Below are 13171 nucleotides of genomic sequence, written 5' to 3' on the forward strand. Positions count from 1 at the left end.
CCATGGAGAAGGAACTGAGGTTTGCAATAAGAGAGGGAGGAAGAACAGTGGGCGCGGGAGTAATAAGCGAAATAATTGCTTAAGAAGGAAATATGATAAACCAAAAAATCAGAATAAGGCTTAAAGCCTATGACCATAGGGTACTGGATAAATCTACAAAGGAGATTGTTGATACTGCTGTAAGAACAGGTGCAAAGATAGCAGGACCAATACCTTTACCAACTACAATAAACAGATATACTGTTCTGCGGTCGCCCCATGTTGACAAGAAATCAAGAGAGCAGTTTGAGATTAGAACTCATAAGAGGGTAGTTGATATTTTAGAGCCAACACCCCAAACAGTTGACGCTCTTATGAAGCTTAATCTGTCAGCAGGGGTTGATGTGGAAATTAAACTGTAAGGCAGGAGAAGATTTTGGCAGTAGAAGGGATTTTTGGAAAGAAAATAGAGATGTCTCAGGTTTTTACCAAGGACGGTGAAGCTGTTCCCATTACTGCTATTGAACTCTGTCCTTGCAGGATTACTCAGATAAAAAATGCAAAGACTGACGGGTACAATGCGATTCAGATTGCTCTGGGTGTGGTGAAGAAAAAGCCATCAAATCCCATCAAAGGGCACTTTAAAAAAAGCGGAGCAGTCCCAGCTAGATATTTGAAAGAGATACGGGTTGCTGATTTGACAGATGCGAAGCTGGGAGATGAGCTTAAAATCGATATATTTAAAGAAGGTGAAAAGGTTGATGTTACAGGGGTTTCAAAAGGGAAGGGTTTTGCAGGTGTAATTAAAAGATATAGTTTCAGCGGTGGTCCTGCTACCCACGGCTCAAGATTCCATCGCACTCTTGGTTCAATAGGAAGCCGTAAACCCAAAAGGGTTTTTAAGGGCAAAAAGATGCCCGGAAGAATGGGCGGGGAAAATGTTACTGTTCAAAATTTAGAGGTTGAAAGGATTATTCCTGATAAGAATCTGATTCTGATAAAAGGAGCTGTTCCCGGAGCAAAGGGAGGCTTAATTTTTATAAAAAAGGCTGTTAAGGTATGAGTTCAATAGCTGTATTAAATTCAGAAAACAAAAAAGTTAAGGAAATTGACTTTCTGCCAAAGGTTTCACTGGAAAAGGTGAATCTTTCTGTGGTGCAGCAGGCAGTAATAAACAGGCTTGCCAACTCCAGGAAAGGAACAGCATCAACAAAGGACCGTTCAGAGGTAAATTACAGTACTGTTAAACTCTACAGACAGAAAGGAACAGGCAGAGCAAGAGCAGGCTCCAGAAAGTCTCCTGTGAGGGTTGGAGGCGGAACAATTTTCGGGCCAAAGCCAAGGGATTACTCTTACAGCATTCCAAAGAAGGCAAGGAGAAAGGCTGTACGCTCTGTTATATCTGAAAAATACAGGAATGGGGATATTTTGGTTGTAGAGGATATAAATCTTGGGGAGATCAAGACAAAGGCTTTAAGAAAGATGCTTGACGGATTTGGAGTGAGCAGTTCAGCCTTGATTCTGATGGGAGAACGGGATGAGATTTTGAGAAAATCGGCAAGGAATCTCCCTGATGTCAGGGTTTTAAATATTAATAATATAAACACCTATGATCTTTTAAATCATAAGAAATTAATCATAAAAGAAAAAGACCTTGCTCATTTAGAGGAGATGTTAGGCTAATGAAGCTCAATCCCCATAATATAATTAAGTCACCTATAGTAACAGAGAAGAGCAATATTATTAAGGACAGTTTAAATAAGGTTGTATTTGCTGTTGACAAAGGTGCAAATAAAGTTCAGGTAAAAAATGCTGTTCAGTATCTTTTTAAAGTCAAGATTGACAGGGTTCATCTGATGAATGTTAAGGGAAAAACAAAAAATTTCGGAAGATTTCATGGGAAAAGGCCTGACTGGAAAAAAGCAATTATAACTCTCAAGGAAGGGGAAAAGATAGAGCTTTTTGAGGGAGCGTAAGGGTTAATCACTGCAAAATCAAAAAATTAAAGATTTAAGTTTTGATATGTAATTTTGATTTTTGAACTTTGAATTTAATAAACTTTTAAAATTTATTACAGGAACAAGATATGCCATTAAAATCATATAGCCCGACTTCTCCTGGCAGAAGATTTCAGACTTCGGTTGATTTTGGTGAAATCACCAGGAAAAAACCTGAAAAATCATTGCTTCTTCCAATAAAAAAGACTGGCGGAAGAAACAGTTATGGAAGAATAACGAGCAGGTATATAGGAGGAGGGCATAAAAGGGCTTACCGCTTAATAGATTTTAAAAGGGATAAAGCAGGAATACCGGGAAGGGTGGACTCAATAGAGTATGACCCTAACAGGTCATGCTTCATTGCTCTTATTGTTTATAAGGATGGGGAGAAGAGGTATATTTTGGCTCCGCTAAAACTCAAAGTCGGAGAGGGAGTGGAATCAGGCTCTGATGCTGAGGTCAAAGACGGCAATGCAATGCAAATTAAAAATATGCCTCTTGGATCTGTCATCCATAATATAGAACTTACACCCGGAAAAGGCGGACAGATAGCAAGAAGTGCCGGAAGCTATGCGCAACTTATAGCAAAAGAGGGAAAATTTGCACATTTGAGGCTTCCCTCAGGAGAGATAAGGCTTGTAAATGCTAATTGCTGTGCAACTTTCGGACAGCTTGGAAACATAGACCACGAAAATGCTTCTATGGGTAAAGCAGGAAGAAACAGATGGCTTGGCATAAAACCAAGAAACAGGGGTGTTACAATGAATCCTGTTGACCATCCCCACGGTGGTGGCGAAGGGAAAACTTCCGGAGGAAGGCATCCGTGTACACCATGGGGTAAGCCAACAAAAGGATATAAAACTGTTAGAAAGAAGAAGACAGATATTTATATTCTGAAAAAGAGAAAATAAGGAGAGTAATGTCTAGGTCAATAAAAAAAGGTCCATATATTGATGAAAAGCTTCAGAAAAAAATTAAATCTCTGCAGGATAGCGGGGAACAGAAAGTAATAAAAAGCTGGGCAAGAAATTCTACAGTCGTGCCTGAGTTTGTTGGTTACACCATTGCCATTCATAACGGCAAAAAATTTATTCCCGTCTATGTGACAGAAAATATGGTTGGACATAAACTCGGTGAGTTTGCTCCAACAAGGATTTTTAAGAGTCATAGCAGCACCAGCAAAACTGAAAAAACAACAAAGGTAAGTTAATATCAAGGGATAGAAGAGTTTCTATGGAGAATAAGGAAAAAGTTAATATCGAGGCAAGAGCAATACTGCGGTTCATCAGGGTTGCTCCAAGAAAAGCAAGGCTTGTTGTGGACCTGATAAGAGGGAAGATGGTAAACGAAGCCCTGGCAATCCTGGATTTCTCACCTAAGTATGTTTCTCCTTTGCTTAAAAAAGTACTCAATTCGGCTGTATCTAATGCTATGAAAATTGCAGAAAACAAGAATTCCAAGATTGATTTGGATAAATTATTTATAAAGAGTGTAAACGTTGATGAAGGACCTATGCTTAAACGCTATATGCCAAGGGCAATGGGCAGGGCAACTTTAATAAGAAAAAGGACAAGTCATATAAAAATAGTTTTAGGGGAAGTTTCCAGAAGTTCTTAATTTTAAGAGGAGTTTTGCTTGGGACAGAAAGTTCATCCTATAGGTTTCAGATTAGGAATAAACAAGACTTGGGACTCAAAATGGTTTGCTAAAAAGAATTATGCCAAGTTTTTACACGAAGATTTAAAAATTCGTAAATTCGTAAAAAACAGGCTTGAAAGGGCCGGGGTTTCCAGAGTTGAGATTGAAAGAGCTTCTGACAATTTAAGAGTGAATATCTACTCTGCAAGGCCTGGGATAATTATTGGGAAAAAGGGTTTAGAGGTTGACAGACTTAAGGAAGACCTCAAAAAGTTTATTTCAAAAAGCATAAGCATAACCATAAACATTAACGAGATAAAAAGGGCTGAGATAGATGCGCAGCTTGTTGCTGAAAATGTTGCCTTACAGCTTGAGAGAAGGGTTGCTTTCAGAAGGGCAATGAAAAAAAATGTTTCATCTGCCCTGAGGTTTGGCGCTCAGGGGATAAAGGTGACCTGCGCCGGAAGACTTGGAGGGGCAGAGATAGCCAGGACCGAATGGTTCAGGGAGGGAAGGGTTCCGCTTCATACAATAAGGGCTGATATTGACTACGGAGTTGCTGAAGCAAGAACAACATACGGTGTTATTGGCGTGAAGGTGTGGATTTTCAAGGGAGAAATATTGTCTGAATATACAAAAGAGCCAAAGGTTAAACCCGGTAAAGGAGAAGCCTTTCAGTCTTGATTGGAGGTTTAAAGAGGTAAGATGTTAATACCCAAGAGAACGAAATACAGAAAACAGCAGAAGGGAAGAACACGGGGGAAGGCTTCTTCAGGGGCAACACTGAGTTTTGGTGAGTTTGGACTGAAAGCCCTTCAACCAGGAAGAATTACAGAAAGACAGATAGAGGCAGCAAGAATTGCAATAACCCGCTGTATGAAAAGAGGCGGGAAGGTATGGATAAGAATTTTTGCTGACAAACCTATGTCAAAAAAGCCTGCTGAGACAAGAATGGGAAAAGGAAAAGGAACTCCGGAATTCTGGGTTGCTCCGGTCAAGGCAGGAAGAATACTCTATGAAATGGACGGAGTTGAACTTGAAGTTGCAAAAGAGGCAATGAGATTAGCCTCACATAAACTATCCATAGCAACCAAGTTTGTATCAAGGCACTCAAAAACCCTGTAAGCTATAGAAGAATGAGGTTTGAAACCAGATATGAAATCAAGCGAAATAAGAGAACTGACTCTTGATGAGATGAAAAAGAAAGAGAAAGACATCAGGGAGGAGATTTTTAACCTGAAGTTCAGATTATCTTCAGGACAGCTTGAAGACCCGTCAAAGATTAAATTGGCAAGAAAGGATCTTGCAAGGGTTCTTACTATAATGGAAGAGAAGCAAAAATCCAGTTAATATGGATTAATGATAAAGCTCAAAGGACAAAATCCAAATTACAGAAAATTTGAGCCTTGAATTTTGAATTTTTTAAATCAGGTGAATAAGTGGAAAAGACAAAAGTTTTAAAAGGGAAAATAGGATTAGTTGTCAGCGACAGGATGAATAAAACTGTAGTAGTTGCAATAGAGAACCGTGTAATGCATAAAAGGTATAAAAAAATTATTAAAAAGACTTCAAAGTTTAAAGCCCATGATGAGAAGAACAAATGCAAGGTGGGCGATAAAGTTCGTATTGTAGAATGCAGACCTTTAAGCAAGGGAAAAAGAACTAGGGTAGTTGAAGTAATAGAAAGAGCCAAGAGAAATGGGTAATCTGGCTTTGAATGGAGTGTTTTAATGATTCAGTCGCAGACTAATTTAGTTGTTGCAGATAATTCAGGCGCAAAAAGGATTCAGTGTATCCTGGTTCTTGGAGGCTCAAGAAGAAGGTATGCTCAGATTGGAGATGTGATAAGGGCTTCAGTAAAAGAAGCAGTTCCTGATAGTACTGTTAAAAAGGGAGAAGTGGTTTATGCAGTTATTGTAAGAACAAGCAAAGAGTTGGGAAGGCCTGATGGTTCTTATATAAGATTTGATGATAATGCTGCAGTTATAATAAATGTCCAGAAGGAGCCTGTAGGTACAAGAATTTTTGGACCTGTTGCGAGAGAGTTAAGGAAAAAAAATTTTATGAAAATAATTTCCTTGGCTCCAGAGGTACTGTAAGTTTTATTGAGGAGAGATTCATGGCAGTTAGTGCGCCTGTGAGAAAGAATGATTTTGTTGTGGTAATAGCAGGGAAAGAAAAAGGCAAGAAAGGGAAAGTTTTAAAAGTTTTGCCAAAGAAAGAAAGGGTTGTTGTAGAAAAAGTTAATTTTATAAAAAGGCATACCCGTCCAACTTCTCAGCAGAAACAGGGTGGAATAATTGAGAAAGAGGGACCTCTTCACTGGTCAAAGGTTATGATTCTTTGCAATAAATGCGAGAAACCCGTAAGAACCGGAAGAAAAGAACTTTCTGATGGAATAAAGGTGAGAATCTGTAAAAAATGCGGGGAAACAATAGAGGCTAAGTAATGGTGTTGAAAAGATTATGGCAGTGTTAAAGGAAAAATATAAAAAAGAAATTGTAAAAAAAATGATGAAGGACTTTGGTTACAAAAACATTATGGAAGTCCCAAGGCTTGCAAAGATTATTATTAACATGGGTTTGGGTGAAGCCATTCAGAATGCAAAAGCTGTAGATGCGGCTACTGGAGAACTTACGGCTATCAGCGGGCAGAAACCAATAGTTACTAAGGCAAAAAAATCTATTGCCACTTTCAAGCTGAGAGAGGGAATGTCCATAGGATGTAAAGTCACTCTAAGAGGAAAGAGGATGTATGAGTTCTTTGACAGGCTTGTAAATGCATCACTTCCAAGAATCAGGGATTTTAAAGGAATTTCAGGAAGGTCTTTTGACGGGAGAGGTAATTTTACTTTTGGACTGAAAGAGCAGATTATCTTTCCTGAAATAGATTATGACAAGATAGACAAATTAAGAGGTATGAACATAACGATTGCTACTACAGCCATGAACGATGAAGAAGGAAAGGCGCTTCTAAAATATCTCGGGATGCCTTTCAGGAATTAATAAGTTTACAGAGGATTAAATCTTTAATGGCAAAAAAATCATTGATTGCAAAGTCTAAGAGGGTCCCGAAGTTCAAGGTCAGGTTATATAGCAGATGCCGTATATGCGGAAGACCGCGTGCCTATCTTAGAAAATTTGAAATGTGCAGAATATGCTTCAGAAAACTGGCTCTGCAGGGACAGATACCAGGGGTGATAAAAGCAAGCTGGTAATTGTTGCATTTGTAAATCTGTTTTATATAGGAATAAAGAAGAAATGGTAACAGATCCAATAGCAGATATGCTGACAAGAGTAAGGAATGCCCTAAGGGCAGGCCATGATAAGGTGGATATTGATGCTTCAACTCTAAAACTTGAGATTGCACGTATTCTTGAAGAGGAAGGGTTTATTAAGAAATATAAATTCATAAAGGACAACAAGCAGGGATTAATAAGAATAAGCCTCAAATATGATGATGAAGGGCTTCCGGTAATTTCAGGTTTAAAAAGAATAAGCAAATGCGGACGCCGCATTTATGCTGGGAAAGATGCTATACCTAAAGTTCTTGATGGATTGGGAGTTGCTATTCTCTCCACTTCTAAAGGAATAATAACTGATAAAAGATGCAGGAAAGAGGGGGTTGGCGGAGAGATTTTATGCGAGGTCTGGTAAATAGGGCGATTACAGCAATCAGAAAATTTATATTAAGAGCGGGAAAGTAAAAATGTCAAGGGTAGGGAAAAAAGTTATTGTATACCCCAAGGAAGTTACAATTGGGATTTCAAAAGACAGGATTGATGTTCAGGGTCCGCTTGGAAAACTCTCCTGTGAAATTCCTTCAAAAATAAAAATTGAAAAGAATTCTGAAGGGCTATCGATTACTCTTCTCAGTCAGGAAAGGACTGACAAACCGATTCACGGATTACTAAGAAGCCTAGTTAATAATATGGTTACAGGCGTTGTTAAAGGATTTCAGAAAAAGCTTGAGATAAGAGGAGTCGGATACAAGGCACAGATACAGGGAGGAAAACTGGTTTTAAATCTGGGTTTTTCTCACCCTGTTGTGTATGAAATCCCTGCAGGGATGAAAATTGATGTGGAAAAGCAGACTGAGCTGACAATCAAGGGGGCGGATAAACAACTTGTAGGTCAAATTGCAGCTGAAATAAGGGGGTTTTTTCCTCCTGAGCCCTATAAGGGTAAGGGCATAAGATATATAGATGAGGTGGTAAAAACCAAAGTCGGAAAGACTGGCGCTTAAACTGCTTCATATGAGATTTTAAAAAGAGGGGATTCATTTGGCTATAAGATTGAATAGAAGAGAAGCAAGGGTATCAAGACACAAGAAGATAAGAAAAAAAATCAGAGGTACATCTGAGGTTCCAAGGCTATCAGTGTTTAAAAGCTCAAGGCATCTATATGCTCAGATTATCAATGATGATAACGGAAACACAATGGCTGCTTTCTCCACTCTTAAACCTGAGTTCAAAGAGAAAATGAAAAAGAGCAGTACCATTGAGTCTGCAAAGGTTGTTGGGGAATTTATAGCTGAGCAGGCAAAAAAGTTAGGCATAGAAAAAGTAAGATTTGACAGAGGAGGATTCCCTTTTCACGGAAGAATAAAAGCTCTGGCTGACGCAGCAAGAGAAAAGGGTTTAAAGTTTTAGGAGTCATATGGATTTGAATAAAGCAGATATGATTGATGAGATTAAACTGGTAGACAAAGTAGTTCACATAAGCAGGGTAGCCAAGGTTGTAAAGGGAGGAAGAAGGTTTAGTTTTTCTGCCCTTGTTGTGGCAGGAGATGGTGAGGGGCATATAGGAGTTGGACTTGGGAAGGCAAATGAGGTCCCTGATGCAATAAGAAAGGGGCTTGAAAGAGCAAAAAAGAATTTAACTAAAATTGTATTAAAAGGAACTACAATACCTCATAAGGTACTCGGTTGTTATGGCAGCAGCAGGGTGCTTTTGAAGCCTGCAACTAAGGGAACAGGTATAATAGCAGGCGGGGCAATAAGGTCTGTGCTTGAGAGTGCAGGAGTTTCAGATATTCTTACTAAGTCTCTTGGCTCAAATAACCCGCACAATGTTGTCAAAGCTACTCTGGACGGTCTTAAAAAATTAAAAAGTGTTGAAGATGTGGCAAGAAACAGGGGAATAGAAATAGAAAAAATCTTATCTTAGGTGATTTGCTGTGGCTAAGGAACAGAAAAAAAAATTGCGGGTAACACTGATTAAAAGTGTTATAGGAACGACAAAAAACCAGAGAGCAACTGTAATAGGGCTCGGGTTAAAAAAAATAAACCAGACGGTTGAAAAAAAAAATATTCCGGAGATTAGAGGGATGATAAATAAGATTTCTCACCTTCTTGAGGTAGAGGAAATTAAATTAAAATAGAGAGGTAATATGGAACTTTCATCGCTTCCATGTTCTTATGGAAAAAAGAGAAAAAGAAAAAGAGTAGGAAGAGGTCCTGGTTCAGGCCATGGAAAAACTTCCTGCCGTGGTCATAAAGGACAGAAGGCTCGCTCAGGAGGAAACATTCGAAAGGGTTTTGAGGGCGGACAGATGCCACTTCAAAGGAGGCTACCCAAAAGAGGTTTTACAAATATCTTCAGGAAGGAATATGCAATAGTAAACCTTTATGATTTGGAAGATTTGGAAGACAGAAATGAGGTTACCCCTGAGATTCTTTTACAGGAAAGGAAAATAAGAAAAATCAAAAGCGGTCTAAAAGTTCTCGGAGAGGGAAGTTTGTCAAAACCTCTTACAATACATGCGCACAAGTTCAGCCAGTCAGCATTGAAGAAGATTGAGCAGGCAGGCGGCAAGGCAGTGGTTTTAGGGCAATAGTGTGATAGAAACATTCCAAAATATTTTCAAAATACCGGAGTTGAAGAAGAGAGTTATATTTTCTCTTCTGATGCTAGGAGTATATAGGATTGGGAGCCATATTCCTGTACCAGGCATTGACAGCCATGCTCTGGCAGAGTTTTTTACAAAGGCTCAGGGAACAATACTTGGCTTTTTTGATATGTTTTCAGGAGGAGGATTGAGCAGACTGACAGTTTTTGCTCTTGGGATAATGCCTTATATTTCCGCTTCAATTATTCTTCAGCTTTTAACAGTTGTTATTCCGGCCCTTGAAAGGCTTTCTAAAGAGGGTGAGGCAGGGAGAAAAAAGATTACCCAGTATACAAGGTATGGGACAGTGGCGCTGAGCATTATTCAGGGACTGGGTATAAGCTATGGTCTGGAACAGATGAGAAGCCCTTCAGGAGCTCCTGTTGTGCCTGAAGGAGGGTGGGCTTTCAGACTGCTGGCAATGATTACTTTAACCGCAGGAACAGCTTTTATAATGTGGCTTGGAGAGCAAATAACTGAGAAGGGGATAGGGAACGGAATATCCCTTATTATATTTGCAGGTATTGTGGCAAGTATGCCTACTGCTGTCGTGCAGACAATTCAATCGGTAAAGTCGGGGGATTTAAATGTAATTTTAATAGTATTTTTAATAATCGCAATGATAGCCATTGTAGGATTAATAATCTATGTTGAAAGGGGACAGAGAAAAATACCTGTACAGTATGCTAAAAGAGTTGTTGGAAGAAAAGTATATGGCGGGCAAAACACCCATATTCCACTGAAAATAAATACAGCAGGAGTAATACCTGTGATATTTGCTTCTTCGATAATAATGTTTCCGGCAACTATTGCAAGCTTCTACAAGAACAGTATAACACAGGCAATAGCGGGTAGCTTATCTCCGGGTTCACCTCTTTATGAGGTGCTTTATATAGTTTTCATAGTTTTTTTCTGCTACTTCTATACAGCTATAGTTTTTAACCCTCTGGACCTGGCTGACAATATGCAAAAGTACGGAGGTTTTATTCCGGGAATCAGACCGGGCAAGCGTACCTCTGATTATATTGATAAGGTGCTGACAAGAATTACCTTTGGAGGAGCAGTCTATTTATCAGCAGTTGCAGTTTTGCCTGATATTTTAATCAATTACGGAAGGGTTCCATTCTATTTTGGAGGAACAGCATTGCTCATTGTTGTAGGGGTTGCAATTGATACAATTTCACAAATTGAATCCCATCTCCTGACAAGGCATTATCAGGGATTCCTGAAGAAGGGAAGAATGAAGGGAAGAAGGGGATAGTAGTTAGCCAACAGTGAAAAGTAAAAAGTCAGGGAAAATGAAGAATGTGATTTTGTTGGGAGCTCCTGGAGTAGGGAAAGGGACTCAGGCTAAAATGCTTTCTGAAAAATTTCTGATTCCACAGATATCAACAGGAGACATACTGAGGAAAGCAGTTAAAGACGGAACAACTCTCGGGATTGAGGCAAAGGGGTTTATGGACAGGGGAGAACTTGTTTCTGACAGGATTGTGATAGGGATAATAGATGAGAGGATTGAAAGTGAAGACTGCAGAAAGGGTTTTATTCTTGACGGTTTTCCAAGGACTGTTATACAGGCAGAAGAGCTTGACAAGATTTTAAAAAATAAGGGATACCCTTTAAGTGTTGTTTTATCAATTAATGCTTCTGAAGAGAAAATTGTCAAAAGGCTTGGAGGCAGAAGAAGCTGTAAGGAATGCGGAGAGGTTTTTCATATAAATTTCAATCCTCCTAAAAAAGCTGGTATCTGTGATAAGTGCGGAGCCGGACTTTTTCAGAGAAAAGATGATAATGAGGATACAATAAGGGAGAGGCTCAAGGTCTACAACTGTAAGACATTACCGCTGATTAGCTATTATAAGAATAAAGATAAATTAAAGAGTGTTAAAGGGGAGGGAGATATAAAGGAGATATTCTCATCGCTTTGTGAGATGATTGAGAAAGGTTAGTGATGATTGTGCTCAAGACTCCGGGAGAAATTGAACTCCTAAGAGTTGTTAACAGAGTTGTAGCAGAAGTTTTGAAAGAGATTGAATCAAGAATTATTCCGGGGATAACAACTTTAGAGCTTGATGAAATGGCAGAAGAGTTTCTGTGTAAAAAAGACTGTACTCCGGCTTTTAAAGGTTACAAGGGATATCCCAAAAGCATATGTGCCTCAGTAAATGAGGAAGTTGTTCACGGAATTCCTTCCAAGAAGAGATTAAAGGAAGGAGATATAATAAGCGTAGACATGGGGGCAAAGTACAAAGGTTTTTACGGGGATATGGCAATTACCTGCGCAGTGGGAAAAATTTCCGAGCAAGCAGGAAAGCTCATAGAGGTTTCAAAAAGAGCGCTTGAAAATGGAATAACAGAAGCAAGGAATGGCAACAGGCTTGGAGACATATCAAGCGCTATTCAGAGGACAGTTGAGAAAGAAGGTTTTTCGGTGGTGAGGTTCTTTGTAGGGCATGGGATTGGAAGAGAGCTTCATGAGATGCCTCAGATTCCAAACTTCGGAGTCCCGGGCAAGGGAGTCAGACTTAAAAGCGGGATGGTTTTTGCAATAGAGCCAATGGTGAATGCCGGAGGAAGCGATGTTGAAATTTTAGAAGATGGCTGGACAGCTGTTACCAAAGACAGAAGTTTATCAGCTCATTTTGAGCATACTGTAGTGATAAAAGATGGTAGCCCTGAAATTTTAACAACAGCTTAAAAAGAGATTTCTGGAAATGTGATTACACTGATTAAAAGCGGGATTACGGAGATTAGATATCTTAAATGGGAGAAATAACCGGATGCCAAAAGAGGCAGCAATAGAGGTTACAGCTACTGTGGTAGAACCATTACCCAATGCAATGTTCAGGGTTGAGCTTGATAATGGGCATAAGATTCTTGCCCATGTTTCAGGAAAGATGAGAATGAATTTTATAAAAATTCTTCCCGGAGATAAGGTTACAGTTGAACTGTCTCCATATGACCTTACAAGGGGAAGAATAATTTACAGACAGAAATAACTGCAGGGCTGAGAAAAAAACATGAAAGTAAGATCATCTGTTAAGAAGATTTGTGAAAAATGCAAGGTAATTAAGAGAAAAGGTGTCGTAAGAGTCATCTGTGAGAATCCTAAACATAAACAGAGACAGGGATAAATAGTGATTGCTGTAATCTTTATTAAATCTCAGTAATCAAAAAATATAAGAGGTGAATTAATGGCAAGAATAGGTGGCGTTGACCTGCCAAAAGATAAGAGGATAGAAGTAGCTCTTACTTATATTTTTGGTATTGGTCATTCAAGTTCAAGAAAAATACTGGAAAAAACAGGGATAAATTCTGACAAGAGAGTAAAGGAGCTGACTGATAATGATGTTAATCTTCTTCGAAAGGAGATTGAACAGAGCTATCAGATTGAGGGAGATTTGAGAAAGGAGATCTCCATCAATATAAAAAGGCTTATGGATATAGGTACGTACAGGGGATTGCGCCACAGACGTTCTCTGCCGGTAAGAGGGCAAAGAACCCATACAAATGCAAGGACAAGAAAGGGCCCGAGAAAGGGAGGAGTAGTAAGAAAAGCAAGTCCGAGCGAGAAATAGAGAACAGACATCGGGTCAGGAAACCCGGTGCTATCCTGATAGTAACAGGTTTTAAGACCTGCTATTTTCAGACAAAATCCTAAGAGAGGA

The 13171-nt window shown here is 39.2% G+C and carries 25 protein-coding genes; all 25 read left to right on the plus strand.

The window, feature by feature from the left end:
• Positions 1 to 92 precede the first annotated feature (92 nt).
• The 25 genes from A3H37_07060 to A3H37_07180 all read left to right on the plus strand — a co-directional run bounded on the left by A3H37_07060 (position 93) and on the right by A3H37_07180 (position 13081).
• Positions 93 to 401 carry a 30S ribosomal protein S10 gene (locus A3H37_07060; protein OGL50062.1) on the plus strand — a complete coding sequence of 103 codons (309 nt, stop codon included), beginning with the start codon at positions 93 to 95 and terminating at the stop codon, positions 399 to 401.
• Between the two features lie 50 nt (positions 402 to 451).
• Positions 452 to 1042, plus strand: coding sequence for a 50S ribosomal protein L3 (locus A3H37_07065; GenBank protein OGL50129.1), 591 nt, complete (start codon positions 452 to 454; stop codon positions 1040 to 1042).
• Complete coding sequence (locus A3H37_07070) at positions 1039 to 1662, plus strand: 50S ribosomal protein L4 (GenBank protein ID OGL50063.1); 624 nt, start codon at positions 1039 to 1041, stop codon at positions 1660 to 1662. The genes A3H37_07065 and A3H37_07070 overlap by 4 nt, the downstream gene beginning before the upstream one ends.
• Complete coding sequence (locus tag A3H37_07075; GenBank protein OGL50064.1) at positions 1662 to 1955, plus strand: 50S ribosomal protein L23; 294 nt, start codon at positions 1662 to 1664, stop codon at positions 1953 to 1955. The genes A3H37_07070 and A3H37_07075 overlap by 1 nt, the downstream gene beginning before the upstream one ends.
• A 110-nt stretch (positions 1956 to 2065) precedes the next feature.
• A complete protein-coding gene (locus A3H37_07080; GenBank protein ID OGL50065.1) occupies positions 2066 to 2887 on the plus strand; it encodes a 50S ribosomal protein L2 in 822 nt (273 codons plus the stop codon).
• Positions 2888 to 2895: 8 nt separating this feature from the next.
• Positions 2896 to 3186 (plus strand): 30S ribosomal protein S19, encoded by a 291-nt coding sequence (locus tag A3H37_07085; GenBank protein OGL50066.1) that lies wholly within the window; start codon positions 2896 to 2898, stop codon positions 3184 to 3186.
• Between the two features lie 47 nt (positions 3187 to 3233).
• Complete coding sequence (locus tag A3H37_07090) at positions 3234 to 3593, plus strand: 50S ribosomal protein L22 (protein OGL50130.1); 360 nt, start codon at positions 3234 to 3236, stop codon at positions 3591 to 3593.
• Positions 3594 to 3611: 18 nt separating this feature from the next.
• Positions 3612 to 4298, plus strand: a complete 687-nt coding sequence (locus A3H37_07095; GenBank protein ID OGL50067.1) for a 30S ribosomal protein S3 — start codon at positions 3612 to 3614, stop codon at positions 4296 to 4298.
• 21 nt (positions 4299 to 4319) lie between these two features.
• Positions 4320 to 4739: a 50S ribosomal protein L16 gene (locus A3H37_07100; protein ID OGL50068.1), complete on the plus strand. Its 420-nt coding sequence runs from the start codon at positions 4320 to 4322 to the stop codon at positions 4737 to 4739.
• 30 nt (positions 4740 to 4769) lie between these two features.
• Positions 4770 to 4964 carry a 50S ribosomal protein L29 gene (locus A3H37_07105; protein ID OGL50069.1) on the plus strand — a complete coding sequence of 65 codons (195 nt, stop codon included), beginning with the start codon at positions 4770 to 4772 and terminating at the stop codon, positions 4962 to 4964.
• Between the two features lie 89 nt (positions 4965 to 5053).
• Positions 5054 to 5320 (plus strand): 30S ribosomal protein S17, encoded by a 267-nt coding sequence (locus A3H37_07110; protein OGL50070.1) that lies wholly within the window; start codon positions 5054 to 5056, stop codon positions 5318 to 5320.
• Positions 5321 to 5344: 24 nt separating this feature from the next.
• Entirely contained in the window at positions 5345 to 5713 is a 369-nt protein-coding gene (locus A3H37_07115) for a 50S ribosomal protein L14 (protein OGL50071.1), read from the plus strand.
• Between the two features lie 20 nt (positions 5714 to 5733).
• Complete coding sequence (locus A3H37_07120) at positions 5734 to 6063, plus strand: 50S ribosomal protein L24 (GenBank protein OGL50072.1); 330 nt, start codon at positions 5734 to 5736, stop codon at positions 6061 to 6063.
• A 16-nt stretch (positions 6064 to 6079) separates the two neighbouring features.
• The gene (locus A3H37_07125; protein OGL50073.1) at positions 6080 to 6619 is read left to right on the plus strand and encodes a 50S ribosomal protein L5; all 540 of its coding nucleotides are present in this window, start codon (positions 6080 to 6082) and stop codon (positions 6617 to 6619) included.
• A gap of 255 nt (positions 6620 to 6874) precedes the next feature.
• A complete protein-coding gene (locus A3H37_07130) occupies positions 6875 to 7270 on the plus strand; it encodes a 30S ribosomal protein S8 (protein OGL50074.1) in 396 nt (131 codons plus the stop codon).
• Positions 7271 to 7322: 52 nt separating this feature from the next.
• Positions 7323 to 7859, plus strand: coding sequence for a 50S ribosomal protein L6 (locus A3H37_07135; GenBank protein OGL50075.1), 537 nt, complete (start codon positions 7323 to 7325; stop codon positions 7857 to 7859).
• A gap of 31 nt (positions 7860 to 7890) precedes the next feature.
• Positions 7891 to 8265, plus strand: coding sequence for a 50S ribosomal protein L18 (locus A3H37_07140; GenBank protein ID OGL50076.1), 375 nt, complete (start codon positions 7891 to 7893; stop codon positions 8263 to 8265).
• Positions 8266 to 8272: 7 nt separating this feature from the next.
• Positions 8273 to 8782: a 30S ribosomal protein S5 gene (locus A3H37_07145; GenBank protein OGL50077.1), complete on the plus strand. Its 510-nt coding sequence runs from the start codon at positions 8273 to 8275 to the stop codon at positions 8780 to 8782.
• Between the two features lie 10 nt (positions 8783 to 8792).
• Positions 8793 to 8996, plus strand: coding sequence for a 50S ribosomal protein L30 (locus A3H37_07150; protein OGL50078.1), 204 nt, complete (start codon positions 8793 to 8795; stop codon positions 8994 to 8996).
• A gap of 9 nt (positions 8997 to 9005) precedes the next feature.
• The gene (locus A3H37_07155; GenBank protein OGL50079.1) at positions 9006 to 9452 is read left to right on the plus strand and encodes a 50S ribosomal protein L15; all 447 of its coding nucleotides are present in this window, start codon (positions 9006 to 9008) and stop codon (positions 9450 to 9452) included.
• 1 nt (position 9453) lies between these two features.
• Positions 9454 to 10764 (plus strand): preprotein translocase subunit SecY, encoded by a 1311-nt coding sequence (locus A3H37_07160; protein OGL50080.1) that lies wholly within the window; start codon positions 9454 to 9456, stop codon positions 10762 to 10764.
• A gap of 37 nt (positions 10765 to 10801) precedes the next feature.
• Positions 10802 to 11452: an adenylate kinase gene (locus A3H37_07165; protein OGL50131.1), complete on the plus strand. Its 651-nt coding sequence runs from the start codon at positions 10802 to 10804 to the stop codon at positions 11450 to 11452.
• Between the two features lie 2 nt (positions 11453 to 11454).
• Positions 11455 to 12201, plus strand: a complete 747-nt coding sequence (locus A3H37_07170; protein OGL50081.1) for a type I methionyl aminopeptidase — start codon at positions 11455 to 11457, stop codon at positions 12199 to 12201.
• Positions 12202 to 12283: 82 nt separating this feature from the next.
• Positions 12284 to 12502 (plus strand): translation initiation factor IF-1, encoded by a 219-nt coding sequence (locus tag A3H37_07175; GenBank protein ID OGL50082.1) that lies wholly within the window; start codon positions 12284 to 12286, stop codon positions 12500 to 12502.
• Between the two features lie 195 nt (positions 12503 to 12697).
• Complete coding sequence (locus tag A3H37_07180; protein ID OGL50083.1) at positions 12698 to 13081, plus strand: 30S ribosomal protein S13; 384 nt, start codon at positions 12698 to 12700, stop codon at positions 13079 to 13081.
• The last annotated feature ends 90 nt before the right edge of the window (positions 13082 to 13171 follow it).

Source organism: Candidatus Schekmanbacteria bacterium RIFCSPLOWO2_02_FULL_38_14, from assembly GCA_001790855.1.
GTDB lineage: Bacteria > Schekmanbacteria > GWA2-38-11 > GWA2-38-11 > GWA2-38-11 > 2-02-FULL-38-14-A.

Bases quoted from the DNA above. Each gene is read 5' to 3' on its own strand.
- A3H37_07060 (OGL50062.1), top strand. From the start codon at position 93: ATGATAAACCAAAAAATCAGAATAAGGCTTAAAGCCTATGACCATAGG.
- A3H37_07065 (OGL50129.1), top strand. From the start codon at position 452: ATGTCTCAGGTTTTTACCAAGGACGGTGAAGCTGTTCCCATTACTGCT.
- A3H37_07070 (OGL50063.1), top strand. From the start codon at position 1,039: ATGAGTTCAATAGCTGTATTAAATTCAGAAAACAAAAAAGTTAAGGAA.
- A3H37_07075 (OGL50064.1), top strand. From the start codon at position 1,662: ATGAAGCTCAATCCCCATAATATAATTAAGTCACCTATAGTAACAGAG.
- A3H37_07080 (OGL50065.1), top strand. From the start codon at position 2,066: ATGCCATTAAAATCATATAGCCCGACTTCTCCTGGCAGAAGATTTCAG.
- A3H37_07085 (OGL50066.1), top strand. From the start codon at position 2,896: ATGTCTAGGTCAATAAAAAAAGGTCCATATATTGATGAAAAGCTTCAG.
- A3H37_07100 (OGL50068.1), top strand. From the start codon at position 4,320: ATGTTAATACCCAAGAGAACGAAATACAGAAAACAGCAGAAGGGAAGA.
- A3H37_07105 (OGL50069.1), top strand. From the start codon at position 4,770: ATGAAATCAAGCGAAATAAGAGAACTGACTCTTGATGAGATGAAAAAG.
- A3H37_07115 (OGL50071.1), top strand. From the start codon at position 5,345: ATGATTCAGTCGCAGACTAATTTAGTTGTTGCAGATAATTCAGGCGCA.
- A3H37_07120 (OGL50072.1), top strand. From the start codon at position 5,734: ATGGCAGTTAGTGCGCCTGTGAGAAAGAATGATTTTGTTGTGGTAATA.
- A3H37_07125 (OGL50073.1), top strand. From the start codon at position 6,080: ATGGCAGTGTTAAAGGAAAAATATAAAAAAGAAATTGTAAAAAAAATG.
- A3H37_07130 (OGL50074.1), top strand. From the start codon at position 6,875: ATGGTAACAGATCCAATAGCAGATATGCTGACAAGAGTAAGGAATGCC.
- A3H37_07135 (OGL50075.1), top strand. From the start codon at position 7,323: ATGTCAAGGGTAGGGAAAAAAGTTATTGTATACCCCAAGGAAGTTACA.
- A3H37_07145 (OGL50077.1), top strand. From the start codon at position 8,273: ATGGATTTGAATAAAGCAGATATGATTGATGAGATTAAACTGGTAGAC.
- A3H37_07155 (OGL50079.1), top strand. From the start codon at position 9,006: ATGGAACTTTCATCGCTTCCATGTTCTTATGGAAAAAAGAGAAAAAGA.
- A3H37_07165 (OGL50131.1), top strand. From the start codon at position 10,802: ATGAAGAATGTGATTTTGTTGGGAGCTCCTGGAGTAGGGAAAGGGACT.
- A3H37_07170 (OGL50081.1), top strand. From the start codon at position 11,455: ATGATTGTGCTCAAGACTCCGGGAGAAATTGAACTCCTAAGAGTTGTT.
- A3H37_07175 (OGL50082.1), top strand. From the start codon at position 12,284: ATGCCAAAAGAGGCAGCAATAGAGGTTACAGCTACTGTGGTAGAACCA.
- A3H37_07180 (OGL50083.1), top strand. From the start codon at position 12,698: ATGGCAAGAATAGGTGGCGTTGACCTGCCAAAAGATAAGAGGATAGAA.